Annotated in this window: 21 protein-coding genes; 15 read left to right on the plus strand and 6 right to left on the minus strand. The window is 75.3% G+C overall.

The genetic code is table 11. The features are described from left to right. Nucleotides 1-852 precede the first annotated feature (852 nt). Both M2302_RS29760 and M2302_RS29765 read right to left on the minus strand, forming a co-directional pair. Entirely contained in the window at nt 853-2058 is a 1206-nt protein-coding gene (locus tag M2302_RS29760) for a sigma-70 family RNA polymerase sigma factor (protein ID WP_280841136.1), read from the minus strand. Nucleotides 2059-2062: 4 nt separating this feature from the next. Further along, a complete protein-coding gene (locus M2302_RS29765; RefSeq protein WP_280841137.1) occupies nt 2063-2395 on the minus strand; it encodes a YciI family protein in 333 nt (110 codons plus the stop codon). 189 nt (nt 2396-2584) lie between these two features. Between M2302_RS29765 and M2302_RS29770 the strand changes: the two genes are divergently transcribed. The 9 genes from M2302_RS29770 to M2302_RS29810 all read left to right on the plus strand — a co-directional run bounded on the left by M2302_RS29770 (nt 2585) and on the right by M2302_RS29810 (nt 11380). Continuing rightward, nucleotides 2585-2878 carry a hypothetical protein gene (locus M2302_RS29770; protein WP_280841138.1) on the plus strand — a complete coding sequence of 98 codons (294 nt, stop codon included), beginning with the start codon at nt 2585-2587 and terminating at the stop codon, nt 2876-2878. A 41-nt stretch (nt 2879-2919) separates the two neighbouring features. Further along, a complete protein-coding gene (locus M2302_RS29775) occupies nt 2920-3153 on the plus strand; it encodes a zinc-ribbon domain-containing protein (RefSeq protein ID WP_280841139.1) in 234 nt (77 codons plus the stop codon). A gap of 268 nt (nt 3154-3421) precedes the next feature. Beyond that, the gene (locus M2302_RS29780) at nt 3422-4825 is read left to right on the plus strand and encodes an MFS transporter (RefSeq protein WP_280841140.1); all 1404 of its coding nucleotides are present in this window, start codon (nt 3422-3424) and stop codon (nt 4823-4825) included. Further along, entirely contained in the window at nt 4822-5910 is a 1089-nt protein-coding gene (locus M2302_RS29785) for a hypothetical protein (protein ID WP_280841141.1), read from the plus strand. The genes M2302_RS29780 and M2302_RS29785 overlap by 4 nt, the downstream gene beginning before the upstream one ends. A gap of 49 nt (nt 5911-5959) precedes the next feature. Further along, entirely contained in the window at nt 5960-7462 is a 1503-nt protein-coding gene (locus tag M2302_RS29790; RefSeq protein ID WP_280841142.1) for a hypothetical protein, read from the plus strand. Nucleotides 7463-7668: 206 nt separating this feature from the next. Next, on the plus strand, nt 7669-9948 hold the full coding sequence (locus M2302_RS29795; RefSeq protein WP_280841143.1) for an EAL domain-containing protein: 2280 nt from the start codon (nt 7669-7671) through the stop codon (nt 9946-9948). A gap of 13 nt (nt 9949-9961) precedes the next feature. Next, nucleotides 9962-10087, plus strand: coding sequence for a hypothetical protein (locus M2302_RS29800; RefSeq protein WP_280841144.1), 126 nt, complete (start codon nt 9962-9964; stop codon nt 10085-10087). Nucleotides 10088-10251: 164 nt separating this feature from the next. Further along, nucleotides 10252-11010, plus strand: a complete 759-nt coding sequence (locus tag M2302_RS29805; protein ID WP_280841145.1) for a MerR family transcriptional regulator — start codon at nt 10252-10254, stop codon at nt 11008-11010. 85 nt (nt 11011-11095) lie between these two features. Then, nucleotides 11096-11380 carry an antibiotic biosynthesis monooxygenase gene (locus tag M2302_RS29810; RefSeq protein ID WP_280841146.1) on the plus strand — a complete coding sequence of 95 codons (285 nt, stop codon included), beginning with the start codon at nt 11096-11098 and terminating at the stop codon, nt 11378-11380. Between the two features lie 40 nt (nt 11381-11420). Here the strand turns inward: M2302_RS29810 and M2302_RS29815 are convergent, their stop codons facing one another. Further along, nucleotides 11421-12941, minus strand: a complete 1521-nt coding sequence (locus M2302_RS29815; RefSeq protein WP_280841147.1) for an SLC13 family permease — start codon at nt 12939-12941, stop codon at nt 11421-11423. Nucleotides 12942-12992: 51 nt separating this feature from the next. Next, a complete protein-coding gene (locus M2302_RS29820; protein WP_280841148.1) occupies nt 12993-14531 on the minus strand; it encodes a gluconokinase in 1539 nt (512 codons plus the stop codon). Between the two features lie 288 nt (nt 14532-14819). Here M2302_RS29820 and M2302_RS29825 point away from each other — a divergent pair, with 288 nt between their 5' ends. Then, nucleotides 14820-15947 carry a hypothetical protein gene (locus M2302_RS29825; protein ID WP_280841149.1) on the plus strand — a complete coding sequence of 376 codons (1128 nt, stop codon included), beginning with the start codon at nt 14820-14822 and terminating at the stop codon, nt 15945-15947. Here M2302_RS29825 and M2302_RS29830 read toward each other — a convergent pair. Further along, nucleotides 15940-16359 (minus strand): VOC family protein, encoded by a 420-nt coding sequence (locus tag M2302_RS29830; RefSeq protein ID WP_280841150.1) that lies wholly within the window; start codon nt 16357-16359, stop codon nt 15940-15942. The genes M2302_RS29825 and M2302_RS29830 overlap by 8 nt on opposite strands. 59 nt (nt 16360-16418) lie before the next feature. Here M2302_RS29830 and M2302_RS29835 point away from each other — a divergent pair, with 59 nt between their 5' ends. The 3 genes from M2302_RS29835 to M2302_RS29845 are packed head-to-tail and all read left to right on the plus strand — an operon-like array spanning nt 16419 to nt 18836. After that, the gene (locus tag M2302_RS29835; protein ID WP_280841151.1) at nt 16419-17207 is read left to right on the plus strand and encodes a PPOX class F420-dependent oxidoreductase; all 789 of its coding nucleotides are present in this window, start codon (nt 16419-16421) and stop codon (nt 17205-17207) included. Nucleotides 17208-17237: 30 nt separating this feature from the next. After that, on the plus strand, nt 17238-17633 hold the full coding sequence (yidD, locus tag M2302_RS29840) for a membrane protein insertion efficiency factor YidD (RefSeq protein ID WP_280841152.1): 396 nt from the start codon (nt 17238-17240) through the stop codon (nt 17631-17633). Between the two features lie 42 nt (nt 17634-17675). Beyond that, nucleotides 17676-18836, plus strand: coding sequence for an aminoglycoside phosphotransferase family protein (locus M2302_RS29845; RefSeq protein WP_280841153.1), 1161 nt, complete (start codon nt 17676-17678; stop codon nt 18834-18836). A gap of 41 nt (nt 18837-18877) precedes the next feature. Here M2302_RS29845 and M2302_RS29850 read toward each other — a convergent pair whose 3' ends face one another. Further along, complete coding sequence (locus tag M2302_RS29850; RefSeq protein WP_280841154.1) at nt 18878-19246, minus strand: VOC family protein; 369 nt, start codon at nt 19244-19246, stop codon at nt 18878-18880. Nucleotides 19247-19384: 138 nt separating this feature from the next. On the opposite strand from M2302_RS29850, the gene M2302_RS29855 reads away from it, so the two are divergent. Then, nucleotides 19385-20269, plus strand: coding sequence for a LysR family transcriptional regulator (locus M2302_RS29855; protein ID WP_280841155.1), 885 nt, complete (start codon nt 19385-19387; stop codon nt 20267-20269). Then, nucleotides 20266-21144, plus strand: coding sequence for a LysR family transcriptional regulator (locus M2302_RS29860; protein WP_280841156.1), 879 nt, complete (start codon nt 20266-20268; stop codon nt 21142-21144). Before M2302_RS29855 ends, M2302_RS29860 begins: the two co-directional genes overlap by 4 nt. Nucleotides 21145-21278: the final 134 nt, after the last annotated feature.

Genomic DNA, 21278 nt, shown 5'->3' on the forward strand with positions numbered 1-21278 from the left:
GCCGCGGGGCCCCCCACCGGGTTGGGGCCGCCGGGGCCGCTTTTGGGCCGGGGGGCGGCCGCCCCCCGGCCCCCCCCCCCCCCCGGGGGGGGGGGGGGGGCCCCCCCCGGGGGGGGGGCGCCCCGCCCCGTCCGTGCACCGTGTTCCTGTCCAGGCGTGACTCCCGGCGAGTGGACCCGGCGGTGGCCGGGCGGTATGGACGGTGTCGGTGCCCTTTCGAGCTGATGACGCAAACGATTCACCGGCACCGGCGCCGGGATTCGGTCCCCGGGAGCCGCCGGCCGTGAGAGTCGGCGGTCGTCGTTGGCCGGCGTTGGTGACTGTTGACCGCTTGGCGGGCCGATTCACGGCGCGGTTCGGCAGAGAGGCGGGGTTGCGCTGCCGGGGCCTGTTACGGCCGAGGGGCGGACCGAGCCGAGGTGCGTGGGCGGCCCGGGTCGCGTCGTCCGCCGGTCGGTCCACGGCGCGCGGCGAGCCCGACGCCCGGGAGGCCCGGGAGGCCCGGGAGGCCCGGTCGTCCGCGACGGGGCGCCGCGCGGTGTGGTCGCCTCGCTCAGCCCCGATTCGTTTACGTCATCAGGTCGAAAGGGCTCGCATACCCCATGGCATGGTGGCGGCGGGTAGGGGACTGCCTTGGAGGTGGCCGGACGGGTGGGTGCGCGGACCTCGTCCATCACCGGCCGCCGCGGCCGGAAACCACGAACGTTCGGCCGGATCCGGTTGGGCGTCCGGTCGCCCCGCGCGCTCGCGCCGGTCGGACCGCCCGCCGGCCATCCCGCCGGTACCCGCCGGCCATCCCGCCGGTGCCGCCAGCCCTGAACCCGGTGGGTGCCGACGGGACAGGCGGCGCCGTCAGTGGTCCAGCTCGCCGACCCGGCGCAGCAGCGCCCGGCGTTCCGGGTCGGAGCCGACCAGGTCGGCGGCGGCGCGGAACAGCGCGGCGGCGCGTACCGGGTCGCCGTGGCGGGCGGTCAGCTCGGCCTGCGCGGCGAGCGCCGGCGGGTAGCCGTCGAGCGCGCCGCCCGCGCGGGCCTCGGCGACCAGGGCAAGCCCCGCCGCCGGCCCGTCGGCGTAGCCGTGCGCCACCGCCCGGTTGAGCCGGATCACCGGGGTGGGCCGGATCCGGGCCAGCTCGTCATAGCAGCCGGCGATGGCGGCCCAGTCGGTGTCGGCGGCGGTCGGGGCGGTGGCGTGCGCGGCGGCGATCCGGGCCTGCAGCGCGTACGGGCCGTGGCCGGCGCGGTCCAGGGCGGCGAGTCCCTCGGTGATGGCGGCGTGGTCCCAGCGGGAGCGGTCCTGCGCGTCGAGGGTCAGCAGGTCACCGGCCGGGTCACGGCGGGCGGCGCGGCGCGAGTTCTGGAACAGCAACAGGGCCAGCAGCCCGGCGACCTCCGGCTGGTCGGGCATCAGCCGGTCGAGCAGCCGGGCCAGCCGGATCGCCTCATCGGCGAAGGCGGGCTCGCCGTCGGCGTCGTACCCCCGGGTGAATAGCAGGTAGAGCACGGCCAGCACGCCCGGCAGCCGCTCGACCAGCGCGGGCCCGGTCGGCACCCGGTAGGGGATGCCGGCCGTGGCGATCCTGGTCTTCGCCCGGGTGATCCGCCGGGTCATGGTGGACTCGCTGACCAGGAAGGCGCGGGCGATGTCGGCGGTGGGCACCCCGGCCACCGTGCGCAGGGTCAGGGCGACCCGCGCCTCCAGGGCCAGCGCCGGGTGGCAGCAGGTGAAGACGAGTCGCAGCCGGTCGTCCACCACGTCCCCCGCCGTCCCGGTCGGCGGCTCCGGATCGGTCAACAGGGCCAGGTCCCGCAGCCTGCGCCGCTCCACCGCGGCGCGGCGCAGCACGTCCACGGCGCGGTTCCGGGCGGCCGTCATCAGCCAGCCGCCCGGATTGCCGGGCACGCCGTCGCGGGGCCACCGCTGAAGCGCCGAGGCCAGCGCCTCCTGGGCGCAGTCCTCGGCGAGCGTCCAGTCGCCGGTGACCCGGATCAGCGCGGCGACGATCCGCGGGTACGCCTCGGCACCCGCGTCCGCCACCGCGTCGGCCGCGTCCACCACCGCGTCAGTCCAGGTCGGCGAAGGGGCGCAGCTCGATCCGCCCGCCGTACGCCATCGGGTGGGCTCGGGCGACCTCGATCGCCTCGTCCAGGTCGGCGCACTCCAGGAGGTCGAATCCGACGATGACCTCCTTGGTCTCGGCGAACGGGCCGTCGCTGAGCAGCAGCTCGCCGCCGCGTACCCGGACCGTGGTCGCCCCCGAGGGCGGGGCGAGCACGCTGCCCTCCAGGCGCTGGCCGCGGGCGTCCCGCTCGGCCACCCACTGCTCGATGTCGGGCGCGGCGTCCGGGTCGGTGTCCGGCTCGGTGTCGGTGCAGACGAACATCATGAATTTCATCGGTCGGCGCTCCTCGGTGTCGTGGTCTCTCACCAGGGTGACGAACGGTCGACCCGGATCCGGACACCGACCGACGGGAAATCTTCGCCGACGCACCGGTACGGCGGGTCCACCGGGTCGGGGCCGGACACGGGTGGATCATGTCATCGGCACCGCTCACCGGCGACGGAGTGACCGAGGAGGACCGCGATGCCCCGCGACGACTGGAAGGGTGTCGTCAACCAGATCCTCTACGGGTTGATCTTCACCGTCGAGCTGGACGAGGCGGCCGCCGCCCGGATGGCCGAGGCGATGGTCGAACGCCGGTTGTTCGGCGCCGGTCCGCGTGTCTACGCCGCGGCGATCGCCCGGGCCCGGCGGCACCGCGGTCCGCTGACCGACGAGCTGCCCACCCCGCACGACGAGGAGCGGTTCCGGGAATTCCTGGAGTTGCTCGCCGTCCAGCTCGACGCCCGTCGGCCGTGGCGGCGAACCATTTCCTGAAAACGGGTGTGTGAGCCCCCTCCCGTGGGTACAGGCCGGCGATGTTCTTCATCTTCGGACTGCGCACGTCCGTCAACCGGTCCGGCGTGGTCACCGCGGTCTGCCGCAACTGCGGCAACCGGGCCGCGCAGGTGATCACCCGCCGGTCGACGAAGTTCACCCTCTTCTTCATTCCGCTGATCCCGGTCCGCACCCGCTACGTGCAGCAGTGCTCGTTCTGCGGGGCCGAGTACGGGATCGCCAAGGACGAGGCCCGCAGCCTCCCGGTCGGCTGACCCGGCGATGGCCCGCTTCCTCTGCTGGCTGATCGGCCGGCAGCCGGTCGTGCCGGCCCTCGCGCCGGTGCACACCGTCTCCCGTCCGCCCTGCACCCCGGGCCGTCGCCGGCACCGCCGTCGCAGCCGCCCGCTGGCCGGGGCCCGCTCGCCCCGCTCTCCCTGGAACCGGTCCGCCGAGCGCTGACCATGTGATCTTCCGCCCGTACCGGATGCCTGCCCACCTCCGCGTTTTAGGCTGGGGCCGCCGTCCGAACGGGGAGAATCCTTGCGTAACCACCCGGCCGTCGTGCTGGTCGCCGTCCTGCTGTCCACCCTCTCGCTGCCGGTCTCGCTGACCGGCGCGTCGGTCGCGCTGCCGAACATCGGGCGGGACCTCGACGCCGGGCTGGCCGGCGTGCAGTGGGTGGTGAACGGCTACAACGCCACCTTCGCCAGCTTCATGCTGGCCACCGGGGCGCTGGCGGACCTGCTCGGCCGGCGTCGGGTCTTCGCCACCGGGGTCGCGATCTTCGCCGGCTCCGGGCTGCTCGCCTCGGTCGCCGGGAACATCGTGCTGTTCGACCTGCTGCGCGCGCTGGCCGGCGTCGGCGCCGCTGCCGCCGCGACCAGCGCCTCCGCCCTGCTGGCCCACGCCTTCCCGGCCCGGTCCCGGGCCCGGGTGTTCAGCATCTTCGGGACGACCATCGGCGTCGGCCTCGCCTTCGGGCCCTCCATCGCCGGCCTGCTGATCTCCGCGTTCGGCTGGCGGGCGGTCTTCGCCGCGCCGGCGCTGGCCGCCGTGGCGGTGCTGGCGCTCACCCCGTTGCTGCCCGAGTCCCGCCAGCCGCACGCCGGGCGGATCGACTGGCCCGGGACGGTCACCTTCACGGCCGCGCTGCTGCTGCTCATCTTCGGTTTCGTGCAGGGCCCCGAGCTGGGCTGGTCGGCCCCGGTGATCGTGGCGGCCTTCGCCGCGGCGGTGGCCCTGCTGGTGGCCTTCGTCCGGGTGGAACGCCGGCGACCGGAGCCGATGTTCGACCTGGCCCTGCTGGCGAGCCCCCGCTTCCTCGGCATCTGCCTGGCGGCGGCCACCATCGTCGCGGTGCTGGTGCCGCTGCTGGTCTACCTGCCGTCGTACCTGACCACGGTGGTCGGGATGAGCCCCGGCGCGGCCGGCGCCACGCTCATCCTGCTGACCGCGCCGACGCTGGTGCTGCCGCTGCTCAGCGGTGCCCTGACCCGGCTGGTGCCGGCCCCGGCGGTGATCGTCACCTCGGTGGCGGTGGTCGCGGTGGGCGCCGCCTGGGCCACCGTGCTCGCCCCGGACAGCGGCACCGCCGCCCTGGCCGGCCCGCTGCTGACGATCGGCGTGGGGGTGGGGTTGTCGATCGGCCTGCTCGACGCCATGGCGATCGGCAGCGTCGCCGCGCACCGGGCGGCCACCGGCGCCGGAATGATCAACACGGCTCGGCTCGCCAGCGAGACCGTCGCCATCGCGGTGGTCGGCGCGGTGCTGGCCAGCACCACCGCCGGCCGGCTCGCCGACCCCGGCTTCACCGGCGGCCTGCGTACCGTGCTCTGGGCGATGGCCGGCGTGGCCCTGCTCGCCGCGGTGGCGACCGCCGTGCTGGTCCACCGGGCCAGCGTCCCGGCCGAACCGGCGCTGAGCGCCTATCCTGGCGGATCGTGACGAGCACCGCGCAGCGCCTGGCCGCGATCCGCGGCGACCTGCCCCCGAAACGGCACAACGCCCGGACCCTCGCCGCGCTCACCGGCAACCCGGGCTGCGCCCGCCGGGCGGTGCTGGACGGCGCCGGGGTGGACAAGCCGAGGCTGGCGGAGGCGATCGGCTTCCCGGCCCGCTTCGGACAGTCGCGGTTCGCCATCACCCGGGGCAACGCCTTCGAGGCGCAGGTGAAGGCCGACGGCGGGGCGGAGCTGCTGCGGCTGGTGGCGGAGCGGCTCGGCGTACCGGTGCCGGAGCGGGCCGGCTGGACGGACCTGGGCGGCGCGGACGACCTGCCGGACCGGCACGAGCGGTCCCGCCGGGCGCTGACCGCCCAGGGGCCCGAGGCGGCGCTCTTCGACCACCCGCTGCTCGGCCTGGACGTCGCCGGCCAGCGGGTACACCTGGAGCCCGACCTGGTCGCCGCCCGGCTCGGCGGCCGGTTCCACGTGGTGGAGATCAAGTCGTTCCCGGTGGTCGACGGGCAGGCCGACCCGGCGAAGGTGGCCGCCGCGGCCATCCAGTCCGCCGTCTACGTGCTGGCGCTGCGCGAGCTGCTCGCCGCCGAGGGGCACGCCGAGGAGCTGGTCTCGCACGACGTGGTGCTGATCTGCCCGCGCGACTTCGGCAACCGACCGGTGGCCAGCCTGCTCGACGTCCGCAAGCAGCTGCTGGTGCTGCGCCGGCAGCTCGACCGGATGGCGAAGCTCGACGCGCTGCTCGACAGCGTGCCGGCGGACTTCACCGCCGACCCGACCGCCGACCCGGCGACGCTGGCCGCCGGCCTGCGCGGGGTGCCGGCCCGCTACGCGCCGGAGTGCCTGGCCAGTTGCGAGCTGGCGTACTTCTGCCGCAACGAGGCGGGCGGGCACACCGGGGCGCTGGGCCGGCCGGTCCGGGAGGCGCTGGGCGGCGTCGCCACCGTCGCCGAGGTGCTGGCGCTGGCGACCGGCGAGCGCGCCCCCGAACCTGAGCAGGAGGAGGCCGCCGCGCTGCTGCGGGCCGCCGCCCGGTTGCGCGCCGACGCCCTCGCCGGAAACCCCGCATGAGTACGCCCCGCGCCCGCCGCGCGCCGGCCGCCCCGATCCGGCGGCCCGCATGAGTACGCTCCGGGCTCTCGCCAGGGCGCAGGCGTTGGCCGCCGGGGTGGCCCAGCCGGTGGCCACCGTCCGGCACCTGCACCTGTCCGCGCGCCCGCTGGTGGTGGTGCCGCTGGCCATGGCCGGCGAGGCGAACGCGCCACTGGCGGCGCTGGTCGGCGCGGCCCCCGACGCGGCGCGGCTGCTGGTCGTGCCGCAGCCCCGCAACCGGGACCAGCGCTTCCGCTTCGCCGCCGAGCTGGCCGCCACCGTGCTGCCCTACCTCGACGAGTTCCGCGACGGCACCGAGGCGGTGCCGGTCGACCGGGGCCGCGACGTCCGGCACCGGTACGTCGACGCGCCGCAGCTGCTGGTGCCGAACCCGGCCGGGATCACCTTCCTGCGGCTGCTGGGCCGCTCCACCCGGTTCCGCCGCCCGGACGGCGACCATCCGGTGCACCCGTCGGTGCCGCTGCTCGGGCGCTGGCTGGCCTTCTTCGCCGAGCGGGCCGAGCACCCGGGCTCGTCGGCGCTGGTGGCGATGACCGACGCGCTGAGCCTGCACTGGGCCACCGGCCAGAGCGTGGTGGAGGACCTGCACCTGCCGGCGCTGCTCGGCTGGATCGATCCGCCGGCGGGCATGACCGGGGCGCAGGCGGCCGCCCGGGCCGAGGACCCGGCGGTCTGTCCGCCCGCCGGCCCGGCCACCGACCCCGAGTTCGACAACCGGGTGCTCGCCCCGGCCGTCGCCGCGTACGCCGACGCGGGGGACGACCCGGTGGCGCGCGGCGCGGCGTACGCGGAGCTGGAACGGGTGCTGCGCGACCAGCTGACGCCCACCTGGGAGCTGATGTGGCGCGGCGTCGGGTTGCTGCGGACCCTGCCGCCCGGGGCCCGGGTGGCCGGCCGCTGGGACGGCGACAAGGACACCTTCACCGGCCACGCCGAGCACGTCGACGCCGGCGGTGGCCCGCAGCCCCGGCGCGACGGCGCGGTGGTGGCCGCCCAGCGGCTGCACCGGCTGGAACGCGCCCTGACCACGTACGCGGTGCAGCGCGCCTACGACGACCCGCTGGTGATGGCCGAGCACCGGCTGACCGGCGAGGCGTTCGTCGGGGACGTGACGCTGGCCGACCCGAAGCGGGTCGACGACACGGGGAAGCGGCCGGTGCTGCGCCCCCGGATCCAGCTCGTCACCACCGAACCGGTGCTGGTGCCGGTCGGCACGACCCTCTACTCGCCGGCCCGGCCGACGCAGAAGGCCAGGGTGGTCTTCCTGACCCCGGCGGCGGACGGCAAGACCGAGGTGGTGCTGGAACTCTCCGGCGCGATGGGCCGGGGGCTGACCGCGGCGCCGGGCAGCGTGCCGGAGGTGGGGGAGCGGCTCTGCTACACCACCCTGTCCGAGGCGTTCCTGCCCGCCGGGGCCTTCCCGACGCCGGAGGAGACGCCGTGGACGCACGGCGGGCCGCCGCCCACCCGCGCCGACGACGCGCCCGCCGCCAGCGACGGCGGCGGCTGACCGCCGCGCCGCCCCGCGTCCCTTTTGGCCGGACAGCTCGTCTCGCCCGCCGCCGCGCCGGTCCGACCGTCCTGGACGGACGGTCCGGCCCGGGTCCAGCGGCCCTGGCGAGGTGCCCCGGTGCTGGCTAGGCTGCGATGGTTCGCCGCCCGTGACCGGTCCTCACCGACGAGGTGCGCACAGGAGAGAGAGCCGGAGCGACCATCGTGCTGCCCGATGACGCCCGCCGAGAGGCCGTCGCGCCGCCCCGCTCGACCCGCGCCCGACGGGTCGGCGCGGTTGCCGCGGCGCTGGTCGTCCTCGTCGAGACGGTCTGGCTGACGGCCGCGCTGCCCGGCGCCGCCCTGGCCGGCGACGTCGGCGCGATCACGGTGGCCGGGTGGTCGACCGTCGCCTGCGCCGGCGCGGCCCGCCGGCACCCCGCGACGCTGCGCCGGTTCTGGACGCTGCTGGCGGTCACCATGGCGCTCGCCGCCGCCGGCCGCACCCTGTGGACCGTCGACCGCCTCGGCGGCGAGACACTGCCGCACACTCCGCTGATCGGTGCCGTCTTCACCGCCGGCATCCTCACCGGCACCATGGCCCTGCTCTGCTCGCTCGCCGCCCCGCGCAGCGCGGTGGGCCGGGCCCGCACCCTGCTCGACGGGGTGATCGTCGCGCTGGCCCTGATCCCGATCGGCTGGGTGGTGGTGTTCCGGGACATCGCCGACGCCGACCTGGCCGATCCGCTGCGCACCTTCGGCCTGCTCTACCCGATGCTCGACCTGATGCAGCTGACCATCCTGGTGGCGGTGGCCGGCCCGTCCCGCCCGATCTGGCGGCCGCTGACCCTGATCGGCGCGAGCCTGGCCACCCGGGCCGGCGCCGACGCGGTCTACGTCTCGCTCGTCGCGCACGGCACCTACGCCCCCGGGCACGTGATCGACGTCTGCTGGCCGCTGAGCTACCTGCTGATCGGCGTGGCCACCACGTACCCGCCGCCGCCGATCGGCGAGGGCGGCGACGAGGGCATCGAGTCGCCGTTGCCGCCCTGGTGGCGGGTCGCCCTGCCGTACCTGCCGGTGGGCGGGGCGATCATCGCGGTGGTGCTCGCCCGGCACCCCACCGGGCAGACCCCGCACCTGGTCTTCATCGGCATGATGGCGCTGCTCGGCGCTCTGGCGCTGCGGCAGGGGCTGGCCGCCAACGAGAACCTCCGCCTGGTGGCGCGGCTGCGCCGGCTCGCCTACGCCGACCAGCTCACCGGGCTGCCCAACCGGCTGATGTTCAACCGGCGGCTGCGCCGGGCGCTGCGCGACGGGCCGCCGGTCGCCGTCCTGCTGCTGGACCTGGACGGGTTCAAGCAGGTCAACGACCGGTTCGGGCACGCCACCGGGGACACCCTGCTGACCAGCATCGCCGACCGGATGCGGGACGCGGTCGGCGACGACGGCACCATCGCCCGGCTCGGCGGGGACGAGTTCGCCGTGCTGGTCGACGGGGACGGCCCGGTCGCGCCGGAACGGCTCGCCGAACGGCTGCTCGCCGCCCTGCAACCCTCCGCCGGCGAGGAGGACGTCGGCATCCACCCGTCGGCCAGCATCGGCATCGCCGAGTACGGCCCGCAGCACGCCTCCCACACCGACCTGCTGCGCGACGCCGACATCGCGATGTACGCGGCCAAGGCCGCCGGGAAGTCCGCGTACCGGACCTGCACGCCGGGGCTGCGCGAGTCGGCGGTGACCCGGGCGGAGCTGATCGCCGACCTGCGCCGGGCGGTCGACGAGCAGCAGTTGCACCTCGACTACCAGCCGATCGTCGACCTGGCCACCGGCGCGGTCCGCAGCGCGGAGGCGCTGGTCCGCTGGCGGCATCCCCGGCTGGGGCTGCTCGGGCCGGCCGCGTTCCTGCCGCTGGCCGAGGAGACCGGCCTGATCGTGCCGATCGACCGCTGGGTGATCCACGAGGCCTGCCGGGCCGCCGCGACCTGGCGGGAACGGGCGCCGGAGGCCACCGTGGCGGTGAACATCGCCGCCGCCCACCTGCGCCGGCCGGACCTGATCGCCACCGTCACCGCAGCTACCGCCAGCGCCGGACTGGCCCCCCGCGCGCTGACCCTGGAGCTGACCGAGTCGGCGCTGATCGACGGCAGCGAGGCGGTGCTGGAGCGGCTGGGCCAGCTGCGCGAACTGGGCATCCGGATCGCCATCGACGACTTCGGCACCGGCTACTCGTCGCTGAGCTACCTGCACCGCATCCCGGCCACCGAGCTGAAGATCGACCGATCGTTCGTCTCCCGGCTCGACACCGACGCCCGGGCGTATGCGACCGTGGAGATGGTGACCCGGCTGGCCGGCGCGTTCGACCTGACGGTGGTGGCCGAGGGGGTGGAGACCGAGGAGCAGCACGCGGCGGTCACCGCGATCGGCTGCGTGCACGGGCAGGGCTACCGCTACGGCCGCCCCGGCCGCCTGGCCGACCTGCGCCCGGTCTCCGCCCCGGTCTGACCGGTCGGGGCTGGTGACCTTCGTCGGGGCTGGGCTGCTCCTGCTGCTGTCGATCGCCGGCCTGGTGCACGCCTTCCGCACCCCGGCCACCGAGGCCTTCGCCGCCCCGGAGCGGGCGAAGGACCGGGCCACCGCCTGACCCCGCCCCGGACGCCCCCGGCCTCTCCACCCCCTCGGAGGCCGGGGGCGTTCGCGTGTGCCGCCGCGCCGATCACCGGCGAGGGTGTGACGCGGCGCGCAGAATCGGGCTTGACCCTCACGCAACGGCAGGCGGGAGCCTTGGTCGCGGAAGGGAGGGAAACCATGGCGTACACGGTGGGTCAGGTGGCGAAGGCGGCCCGGGTGACGGTCCGGACGCTGCACCACTACGACGAGATCGGGCTGTTGTCGCCCAGCGGACGCACCGCGGCGGGCTACCGCCGCTACGACGACGCGGACCTGGAGCGCCTGCAGCACATCCGGTTCTACCGGGAGCTGGGGTTCCCGCTGGAGGAGATCGCGGCGATCCTCGACGACCCGAGCGCCGACCCGGCCGCGCACCTGCGCCGGCAGCACGAGCTGCTCAGCGGTCGGATCGGGAAGCTCCAGGAGATGGTCACCGCGATCGAGCTCGCGATGGAGGCGAGAAGGATGAACATCAATCTGACCCCGGAGGAGCGGTTCGAGGTCTTCGGGGACTTCGACCCGGACGCGCACGCCGAGGAGGCGGAGCAGCGCTGGGGCGGCACCGACGCGTACCGGGAGTCGAACCGGCGGGTGGCCGGTTACTCGAAGGAGGACTGGCTGCGTAACAAGGCGGAGAACGAGGACTGGGGGCGGCGGTTCGTCGAGCTGATGGCGTCCGGGGCGGCGGCGGACTCGCCGGCGGCGATGGCGCTGGCCGAGGAGCACCGGCAGCTGATCGGCCGCTGGTTCTACGACTGCTCCTACGAGATCCACACCGGGCTGGCCGACATGTACCTGGCGGACCCGCGGTTCACCGCGCACTACGAGGCGATCGCCCCGGGCATGGCCGCGTACCTGAACGAGGCGATCCACGCCAACGCGATCACGCGCGCCTGAGCCGGTGTGGGCGGTGCCGGTGCCGCCTGGCAGGCATATTGGTGCCTGTCAGGCGGACCGCCCCACCACACCACCGGAGGTCACCGTGCTCATCGTCGCGGGCAGTCTCTACGTCGACCCGGCCGGCCGGGACGCCTACCTGGCGTCCTGCGCCGAGGTCGTCCGGCAGGCGCGTTCCGCGCCCGGCTGCATCGACTTCGCGATCAGCGCCGACCTGGTGGAGCCGGGCCGGATCAACGTCTACGAGCGCTGGGACAGCGACGACCAACTGCTCGCCTTCCGCGGTTCCGGCCCAGCGGAGGAGCAGGTGGCGGCGATCCTCGGCGCCGAGGTGCACCGCTACCGCATCTCCGCCGTCGAAGCCCCCTGACCACCCCCCGCCGGCTCACGGGCTCACCTCGCCGTGGGCGTTACAGGAGGAGGTCGAGGACGAGGACGCCGAGGAAGCCGACCACCGAGATGATCGTCTCCATCACCGACCAGCTCTTGATGGTCTGTCCGACCGTCAGTCCGAAGTACTCCTTGACCAGCCAGAAGCCCGCGTCGTTGACGTGCGAGAAGAACAGCGACCCGCAGCCGATGGCCAGCGCCAGCAGTGCCACCTCCGGTCCCTGGAGGGTCTCCGCCAGCGGCGCGACGATGCCGGCGGCGGTGATGGTGGCGACGGTGGCCGAGCCGGTCGCCACCCGGATGCCGACGGCCACCAGCCAGCCCAGCAGCAGCGGTGAGAGGTTCGCGCCCTCGGCCGCGTTCGCGACCAGGTTCCCCACGCCGGCGTCGACCAGCACCTGCTTGAAACCGCCGCCGGCGGCGACGATCAGCAGGATGCCGGCGATCGGCGGCAGCGACCCGCCGAGGAAGGCGGAGACCTGCGTACGGCTGAAACCGGTCCGGTAGCCGAGGAAGATCATCGCGAAGATGACGCCGGCGAGCAGGGCGACGATCGGGGTGCCGATGATGTCCAGCGCCTTGCGGCCGCCGGTGCCCTCGTCGAGGGTCAGCTCGCCGATCGCCCGCAGCAGCATCAGCACCACCGGCAGCAGGACGGTGATGACCGCGGCCCACAGGGCCGGCGCGCGGCGCGCCCGTACCCGCGCGGTGGCGGCCTCGTCGATCGGCGCACCCGGGCGGCCGGCGCCGGGGTTGGCCAGGTCGTCCTCGGTGACCAGGTCGCCGTCGGCGTCGAGCGGGCCGCGACCGGTGGCCGCCGGACCCCGCCCGCCGGCGAGCGCGGCCGGTCGCCGGGTGGGCAGCAACGCCTCCGGGGCGGTGGCGGGCACGTAGCGGGCGATGAAGTTGCCGAAGATCGGACCGGCGACGATCACCGTCGGGATGGCGACCAGCAGTCCCAGTGCGAGGGTCTGGCCGAGGTTGGCGCCCAGGGCGTCGATCGCGACCAGCGGGCCCGGGTGCGGCGGCACCAGGCCGTGCAGCACCGACAGGCCGGCCAGCGCCGAAATGCCGATCTTCATCAGCGGTACGTCGGTGCGCAACGAGACCAGCAGCACGATCGGCACCAGCAGCACGACGCCGACCTCGAAGAAGAGCGGCAGCCCGATGAGGGCGGCGACCCCGGCCATCGCCCAGGGCAGCGCCGTGCCGGAGACCCGGCCGACCACCCGTTCGACGATGCCGTCCGCGCCGCCGGATTCGGCGAGCAGGCCACCGATCATGGCCCCGAGCGCGATCAGCAGGCCGACCCCGCCCACCGTGGAACCGACCCCGCCGCTGAACGAGGTGACGATCTTGTCCGGGGCCACGCCGGCGACCACGCCGAGCACCGCCGCGCCGAGGATCAGCGACAGGAACGGGTGGACCTTGCCCCAGGCGATCAGGAGCACCACCGCCGCGATGCCCAGCAGCGCCGCGACGATCAGTTGGGCGTCACCGGCGTCGGTGAGCTCGGCCGGTGCGGCGAGGACAGTGGTCACGGTAATCACGACCCTTCGGACGGCGTCCGGTCTCCCGTGCGGAACGGGCGATCACATGGGTGCGGGGGTCGGTGACGGTTCCGGCGGCAGGCTCGGGGCCAGCCGTCGCAGCGACGCGAAGGTCGGGACCAGCGCGTCGTACAGCTCGGAGAAGAGCGGGAGCAGCGCGGCGTAGGTGGCGGCGGCGGCCGGGTCGGGGCGTACCGTCTCGTCGATGTCCACCAGGTCGGCGGCGACGTCGATGGACGGGATCAGCCCGAGCGCCTGCATGCCGAGCAGCGCCGCGCCGAAGCTGGAGCCCTCGTGCCCGGCGGGGAACCGCACCGGCATGCCGAGCGCGTCGGCGAGGATCTGCCGCCACAGCGGGCTGCGCGCGAAGCCGCCGCTGGCCCGGATCTCGCGTACCTCGTTGCCGGCCGCCCGCACCGAGGCCAGCACCAGGGCGAGCTGCTGGCACACCCCCTCCAGCGCCGCCCGGATCAGATGCTCGCGGCGGTGGCCGTGGGTCAGCCCCACGTACGCCCCGCGCGGCAGCGCGCTCCAGTGCGGCGCCCGTTCGCTGAGCAGGTACGGCAGCATGATCAGCCCACCGGAGCCGACCGGCGCCCGCTCGGCCAGCGCCAGCAGCTCCTCCTCGGAGTCCTCGCCCAGGTCCGGAGCCAGCGCGTCGCCGGCCCACTGGAGCACGATGCCGCCGTTGTTGATCGCGCCGCCGACCACCCAGCGCTCCTCGGTCAGCGCGTAGCAGAACACCCCGCCGAGCGGGTCGACGGCCGGCCGCTCCACGGCCACCCGCATCGCCCCGGAGGTGCCGATCGAACAGGCCACCACGCCCGGCTGGACCGCGCCCAGGCCGAGGTTGGCCAGCGGGCCGTCGCCCGCGCCGACCACCACCGGGGTGTCGGCGGGCAGCCCGGTCGCCACGGCCGCCTCGGCGGTGAGGCCGGGCAGCACCGTGGTGGTCGCGACGAGCTGCGGCAGCTGCTCCTCGACGATGCCGGCGATGCCCAGCGCCTCCGCGTCCCAGACCAGGTGGTGGATGTCCATCAGCCCGGTGGCCGAGGCCACCGAGTGGTCGGTCACCAGCGCGTCGGTCAGGCGCAGCAGCACGTAGTCCTTGATGCTGACCCAGTGCGCGACCCGCTCGAAGAGCATCGGCTCCTGCTCGGCGAACCAGACCAGCTTCGGCAGCGGTGCCATCGGGTGCACCGGCGTGCCGGTACGCCGGTGCAGCGCGAGCCCCGGCGGGGCGGCCCGCAACCGCTCGGCCTGCACGCTGGCCCGGGAGTCCGCCCAGGTCACCGACGGGGTCAACGGGACGCCCTCGGCGTCCAGGCCGACCAGGCTGTGCATGGCGGTGCTGAACGACAGGCCCGCCACCGGCCCGGGCAGCTCACCGGCCACCGTACGGACGCACTCGACGACCGCGTCGAAGATGGTCGACGGGTCCTGTTCCGACCAACCCGGGTGCGGCTCGTCCATCGGATAGCCCACGGAATGGTGGGCGAGCTGCTCGCCTTCGGTGTCGTAGGCGACCACCTTGGTGCTGGTGGTGCCGATGTCGACGCCGAGCACGACCCTGTCGCTCACCGGCCCACCTCCGCGCCACGATGCCGGGTAGCCCCGTCGCCGTCCGGCTCGGCTGACGTTACCGAGGGTTAGGGCACCCCGCACGGCGCACGGGATGATCTCGCCTCGGTCGGCGTCGCCGCCGGCCTCCTGCCGAGGCGAACGTGAATCGACGCAGCGCATCCACCAATCGTCCGGATTGGTCACCCGATCGGGTGGTTCGCGCGCTTCGGCGTGTCCGCCGGACTCGCCGCCACCGTTGATCCGGATGACACCCCGGTTGGTGGCTCGCGCGGCGAAGGAGTCGGCGTGGCAGATACTGATTCGACGGGTTCCACCTGGCGTTACACCTGGGCGCGCAAGCAGAACGAGCGCCGGCAGCGGGCATACCGCGAAGCCGAGCGCGCGTGGCGCCAGCGCGACGACGAGCTGCGGCGACTGCGTACCCTCGCCGTCGACCTGCACGGCTCGGTGGCGGCCGGCCACGGACTGCCCCTGGAGCTCGCTCCCGGCGAGGTGGTCTTCTGGGCGCTGCCCGCCGCGCAACTGGTCGAGGTCCGGCACACCACGGTGCTGCCCGCACCCGACCTGACCGTCGAGCCGCTGCCGGCGCCGCTGCGCCACCGGCTCCCGGACGGCGTCCGGGCCACCGACGCCGGGGTGGCCGTGATCACCAACCGCCGACTGGTGCTGCTCGGCGGGCGCGGCCGGCGCGACTGGGCGTACGGGAAGATGACCGGCCTGTCCCACGACCCGGCGGCCCCGGTGTCGCTGATCCAGGTCCTCGACCGGCGGCGCACCTGCGGCCTGCTGGTGCCGCCCACGGCGGCGGCCGAGTTCCGGTTCACCCTCACCCTGGCCTTCGCCGACGCCATCGAGCAGCGCGCGGCGGTGATCGCGCAGCTCGACGAGCTGATCGCCGAACACGAGCAGACCCGGCCGTTCCGGCCGGCGATCGCCACCCCCGGGCAGGCCCGGCTCGCCGGGCGCATCCCCGGCGGTCGGCGCAGCGTCGCCGTCGCCGCCGCGCTCGCCCTGGTGGTGCCCGCGGTCCTCTTCGAGGCCGACCCGCCGGTCAGTCCCGGCTCCGACGTCGCCGTCGCCGCCACGCCGGTGCCCGCGCGGGTGGCCGCGCCCCGCGCCGCCGGGCCCTCGCCGTCCGCCGTGGCGAAGCCCCGCCGCTCGCCGGCCGCGCCCTCGCCGTCGGCCGAGCGGCGCTGCGGCGCCCCGGCCAACCCCATGGGGTACGACTTCTGCGGCGGCGAGCGCGTCCGCCGGCCCGACCACCGGATCTGCGACTTCTTCGACTGCGCGCAGAACTTCTGGGCGGGGCGCGGCTACCTGGTGCAGTGCAAGGACGGCGCGGTCAGCCTCACCGGAGGGCGGCGCGACGCCTGCGCCGGGCACCGGGGGGTGCGGCGCACCGTGTTCAGCTGAGGTCGGGCAGGGTGAGCGTGCCGTCGTCGGCGAGCGGGAACCCCGGGTTCCAGGCGATCTCCCAGACGTGACCGTCGGGGTCGGTGAAGAAGCCGGCGTAGCCGCCGTAGAAGGTCTCCGCCGCCGGGCGGGTGATCCGCGCGCCGGCCCGCTCCGCCGTGGCCAGCACGGCGTCGACCTCGGCGCGGCTACGGACGTTCTGCGCCAGCGTCAGTCCGCCCGGGCCGGTGTCCGGCACGCCCGCGTCGGCGGCCAGTTTCTCCCGGCCCCACAGGACCAGGGCGAGGCCACCGGCCTGGAAGAAGACCGTCTCCTCGACCTCCTGGCCCCGCCAGCCGAGGCGCTCGTAGAACTCCCGGGCGCGCGGGAGGTCGGCGACGCCGAGGGTGATCAGGCTGATCCGCTGTTCCATGCCCCGGACCGTACCGCCGGGGACCGTCACGTTCTCCCACGGCGTTCCGTCAGGTATGCATGAGGATCTTCGTCCGGGCCGCCTGCGCCCTGCTCGGGTTGACCGCACTGCTGGTCGGAGGGTGGGCGCTGCGCCGACCGGACGGTTTCGCCGAGGCGGTCGACTTTCCCGGCAGCCACCACTTCGTCCACGACGTCGGCGCGTTCCAGCTGGGCATCGGGGTTACCCTGCTCCTCGCCGCGATCTGGGCCGACGCGCCGGCGGTCGCCCTGGCCGGATACCTCGCCGGGGCGCTCGCGCACACCGGCACCCACCTCGCCGACCGGCACCTCGGCGGCAGCGCCGGCCAGACCTGGCTGGTCGGGCTCACCGCCGCGCTGGCGGCGGCGGCGCTGGTGGCCCGGTGGCGCGAACTCGGCGGGGTGCTCGGCGCGGTCGAGGTCGGCGCGGCACCGGGGTGGGCGCCGTTCACCCGGCAGAAGACCGTGCTGCTGACCAGCTTCCGCCGCGACGGCACCCCGGTCGACACGGCGGTGAGCATCGCCGTCGACGGCGACCGGGCGTACGTGCGCAGCTTCGAGCGGGCCGGCAAGACCCGGCGCGTCCGCAACGAGCCCAGGGTCACCGTCGCCCCGTCCACCGCTCGCGGCCGACCGACCGGCTCGGCCGTCGAGGCCACCGCGCGTCGGCTCACCGGCGACGAAGAGCGGCACGCCGCCCGGCTGCTGGTCCGCAAGTACCCCGTGCTGCACGGCGTGCTCGTGCCGCTGGCTCACCGCCTCGGGCGGCGGCGCACCGGCCGTACCGTCCACTTCGCCCTGACCACGCCGCCGGACCGACCGGCCTGACCAGCACCCGGGTGGCGGGGCTGTCCCACCATGGACGGCGTGATCAACAGACTGTGGGGTCGGCGCACCGCCAAGAACAGGAAGAAGCGCGACTGGGCCTACGCCGGCTGTGACGCCTGCGAGTGCGACGGTCCGAACTGCTGCGACCTCGGGCTCTTCTCCTTCCTGCTCACCCTCGGCGCCACGACCGCCCAGGTCAGCCGGGCACCGGTCGTCGACCGGGCCGGCCGAGCCGCGATCCTCGGCTACCGGCGCTGGCTGTCGCACCGCTGGCCGGGCCAGTGCCGGTTCACCCCGACGTGCAGCGCGTACGGCCTCACCGCCGTCGAGCGGTACGGCCTGGCGGTCGGCGGGCGGATGGCGGCGGACCGCCTGCGCCGGTGCCGGCCCGGCGTGCCGCGCGGCACCCACGACCCGGTGCGATAACCCGCTCGCCCGCGTCCCGCCCCGGCGCTACCGTCGGCGACCGTGACCCGCACCGTGACCCTCGTCCTGGTCGACCCCGCCGGCCGGCTGCTCGGCGCACTGCCTCCGTACGAGGTGCCGACGCCCTGGTGGCAGGAGGTCGATGCGGTCGTCTGCGGCGCGCCCGTCGAGGTCGCGGTGCTGCGGCTGCTCTCCGGCGTCAGCGACCGGCCAGGGATCGGCAGCGCGGTGACGTACCTGGCCGAGGTGGCTGCCCCACCCGCCGTACCGCTGCGACCGATGGACCTGGAACTCGCGTCGCACCCGCTGCGCGCGCCCTACGCCGAGGCGGGCGGACCGGCCGCCACCGTCGGGTGGGCCACCGCCGCCCTCGACCGCCTCGGCCGGCCGGCGAAGGAGGCAGCGCAACGGCGCACCTGGAACCTGTCCGCGATCTGGCGACTCGACGGTCCGCACGGCCCGGTCTGGCTCAAGCAGGTGCCCGGCTTCTTCCGGCACGAGGCGGCGGTGCTGCGCCGGCTCGGCGCGGTCACGCCCGGCCTGGTGCCGCCGCTGCTCGCCGCGGACGACGACGGGCGGATGCTGCTCGACCACGTGCCGGGGGAGGACCGCTACGGGGCGGACCCCGCCGAACGCCACGCCATCGCCGCCGACCAGCACGCCCTCCAGATGCGCGCGCTGCCCCTCGTCGACGACCTGGTGGCGGCCGGGGTGCCCGACCTGCGCGGCGCCGCCCTGGCCCGCTGGATCCGCGCCGCGCTCGCCCGGCACCACGCCGACGCCGTGCTGGACGGGCTGGAGGAGCGGCTGGCGCAGGCCCGGCGGTGCGGCGTGCCGGACACCCTGGTGCACGGCGACCTGCACCCCGGCAACGTCCGCAGCGACGGTGACCGGCGGGTCATCATCGACTGGGGCGACTCGTTCGTCGGGCACCCGGCCTTCGACATCCTGGTACTGACCAGCGGGCTTCCGCCCGACGCGTCGGGCGCCCTGGTGGCCGCATGGTGCGCCCGGTGGCGGGCCGACGTGCCCGGCTGCGAGCCGGAACGGGCCGTGGAGCTGCTGCGGCCGGTCGCGGCACTGCGGTCGGCGGCCGTGTACGCGGCCTTCCTCGCCGCGATCGAGCCGAGCGAGCGGGTGTACCACGAGGCCGACGTGCCGCACTGGCTGGCACGGGCCGCCACCCTGCTCGGGCGGGGCTGAGCCGTGGAGATCCAGGCGGGGTCCCGGCTAGGCCGGCCTCGTCACTCGGCGGTGTGGCAGACGGCCTCGACGTTGTTGCCGTCCGGGTCGCGGACGAACGCGCCGAAGTAGCTCGGGTGGTACTCCGGCCAGAGCCGGGGTGCGTGCAGCACCTCGGCGCCGGCGGCGGCCGCGGCGCCGTGGAACGCCTGCACGGCGGCCCGGTCCGGCGCGGTGAACGCGATGTGCGCCTCGCGCGCCTCACCGCCGGTGTTCACCGGGCCGAGCCAGAAGTCGGGGCTGTCGGTGCCGTACCCGATGACCGGGCCGAACTCCATCACCCGGCGACCGCCGAGCGGGGCCAGGACGGCGTCGTAGAAGGCGGCGCTGACCGCCACGTCAAGGACCTGGATGGACAGGTGGTCGAGCATGCTGCCTCCTGCGGGCGTCGGGTCCGGGTCAGGCTAGAACTTCGCTCCGACACTCTGCCCGGCACGCCCGGCGGCCCGGGCAGAACCTACCGGTAACATCCGTGCTGACCGGGCACCAGCTGAGTCATCGGGAACCCATTGGACGTCAGGCAGGTCTCCTACTTCCTCGCGGTAGCCGAGCACGGTGGCTTCAGTCGGGCGGCCTCGGCGCTCGACGTCGCCCAGCCGACGCTGTCGCAGTCGGTGCGCGCGCTCGAGCGGGAACTCGGCGCCGAGCTGTTCCACCGGGTCCCACACGGGTTGGTGCTCTCCTACGCGGGCCGGGCCTTCGTCGGCCCGGCTCGGCAGATGCTGCGCGGCATCACCGCCGCCCGCGAGGCGGTGGGGTCGCACGCACGGGCCACGCCGGCCCTCGACCTGGTCGCCGTGCCCGTGCTGGCGGCCTACCCGGGAGCGTCCCTGGTCGGCTCCTTCCGGCACGATAATCCGCACATCGTCGTCCACATCGACGAGCCGGAAACCGACGACGGCCTGCACATCCTCGTCCGGGACGGGCACAGCGAGCTGGGCCTGACGCACCTGCCCCTGCCGCACCTCGGGCTCCACGTCGTCGAACTCGGCGTACAGGAACTGTGGCTGGCGTTCCCGCCCGGCACCGACGTCGGTCCGGGTGACGCCGTGCCGCTGGCCCGGCTGCACGGCGCCGACGTCCTCGGGGTGCCGCGCGGGAGCTGGCAACGGGACGACGTCGAGCGGGCGCTGCGCGATCAGGGCGTCCGCACCCGGCTGGTGGTCGAGGTGGCGCACCCGGAGGCGCTCGCGCCGCTCGTCCTCGGCGGCGCCGGCGCCGCCTTCCTGGAGCGGGAGACCGCGCACTCGGCCGCCTCGCTCGGCGTCGTCGTGCGCCCGGTCGACCCGCCGCTGCGGCAGGCGTACGGGCTGGTGCACCGGCCCGGTCCACTGTCGCCGGCCGCCCGTGCGTTCGTGGCACACGCCCGCGCCGTGTGCGGGGCGGGGCGATGACGGTCGACCTGCGCCAGCTGGAGTACTTCCTCGCCGTCGTCGACCACGGCGGCGTCACCCGCGCGGCTGCGGCCATCCGCATCGCCCAGCCGTCCCTGTCCCAGGCGATCCGGGGGCTGGAACGCGAACTCGGCATCGAGCTGTTCCACCGCACCGGGCGCGGCCTGGTCCTCACCGTCGGCGGCGAGGCGCTGGTCGCCCCGGCCCGGCAGGTCCTTCAGGACGCCACCGCCGCCCGGGCCGCCGTCGCCGACGTGGTGAACCTGCGCACCGGACGGCTCGACATCGCCGCGCACGCCGCCCTGACCGTCGACCCCCTCACCCCGGCGCTCGCCACCCTGCGGCGACGCTTCCCCGGCATCGCGGTGCGCGTGCTGGAGCCCCGCGACGACGAGGACCTGGCCCGGCTCGTCCGCGACGGAAGCTGCGAGCTGGCCCTGACGTACCTGCCCATCCCCGACCTCCGGCTGCCCGTGCGGGAGCTGGGCGCGCAGCAGGTGTGGGCGGTGCTGCCGCCCGGCACGCCCGCTCCCGACGGGCCGCTGCCGCTGCGGGCGCTCCAGGACACCCCGGTGATCGACATCCAGGGGCACAGCGCGCTGCGCGCGACGGTCCTGGCCGCGCTCGCCACGGCCGGTGTGCGGATGCGTCGCGCGGCGGTGACCCGGCACCGCGAGGCCGTCGTACCCATGGTCCTGGCCCAGGCCGGCGCCGCGTTCCTGACCCGGTGGTACGCCGACGAGGCGGCCCGCGGCGGGGCCGTCGTGCGGGCGCTGGACCCACCGGTGGTCTGCCGGTTCGCCCTGGTCCACCGGCCCGGGCGGCTGTCGCCGGCCGCCCAGGCCCTGCTGGAACTGCTGCCCGGGCCGGAGTAGACCGGCCACGCCGTGACGCCGTGGTCGCGGCGGTTGCGCGCCGCCCCATAGCCGCCGCCTATGGGGCGGGTGACGGCTCGTCTTTGATTTCGCCGGCTCGCCGGTCTTCGATCAGTGGACCCCCACCCGCCGCG

This window comes from Micromonospora sp. A200 (assembly GCF_029893845.1).
GTDB lineage: Bacteria > Actinomycetota > Actinomycetes > Mycobacteriales > Micromonosporaceae > Micromonospora > Micromonospora purpureochromogenes.

What these genes read in the sequence shown, in the direction of transcription:
- M2302_RS29850 (WP_280841154.1), bottom strand. Translation starts at nt 19,246, where the DNA reads ATGCTCGACCACCTGTCCATCCAGGTCCTTGACGTGGCGGTCAGCGCC.
- yidD (WP_280841152.1), top strand. Translation starts at nt 17,238, where the DNA reads ATGGACGGCGTGATCAACAGACTGTGGGGTCGGCGCACCGCCAAGAAC.
- M2302_RS29860 (WP_280841156.1), top strand. Translation starts at nt 20,266, where the DNA reads ATGACGGTCGACCTGCGCCAGCTGGAGTACTTCCTCGCCGTCGTCGAC.
- M2302_RS29805 (WP_280841145.1), top strand. Translation starts at nt 10,252, where the DNA reads ATGGCGTACACGGTGGGTCAGGTGGCGAAGGCGGCCCGGGTGACGGTC.
- M2302_RS29835 (WP_280841151.1), top strand. Translation starts at nt 16,419, where the DNA reads ATGAGGATCTTCGTCCGGGCCGCCTGCGCCCTGCTCGGGTTGACCGCA.
- M2302_RS29770 (WP_280841138.1), top strand. Translation starts at nt 2,585, where the DNA reads ATGCCCCGCGACGACTGGAAGGGTGTCGTCAACCAGATCCTCTACGGG.
- M2302_RS29830 (WP_280841150.1), bottom strand. Translation starts at nt 16,359, where the DNA reads ATGGAACAGCGGATCAGCCTGATCACCCTCGGCGTCGCCGACCTCCCG.
- M2302_RS29765 (WP_280841137.1), bottom strand. Translation starts at nt 2,395, where the DNA reads ATGAAATTCATGATGTTCGTCTGCACCGACACCGAGCCGGACACCGAC.
- M2302_RS29790 (WP_280841142.1), top strand. Translation starts at nt 5,960, where the DNA reads ATGAGTACGCTCCGGGCTCTCGCCAGGGCGCAGGCGTTGGCCGCCGGG.
- M2302_RS29775 (WP_280841139.1), top strand. Translation starts at nt 2,920, where the DNA reads ATGTTCTTCATCTTCGGACTGCGCACGTCCGTCAACCGGTCCGGCGTG.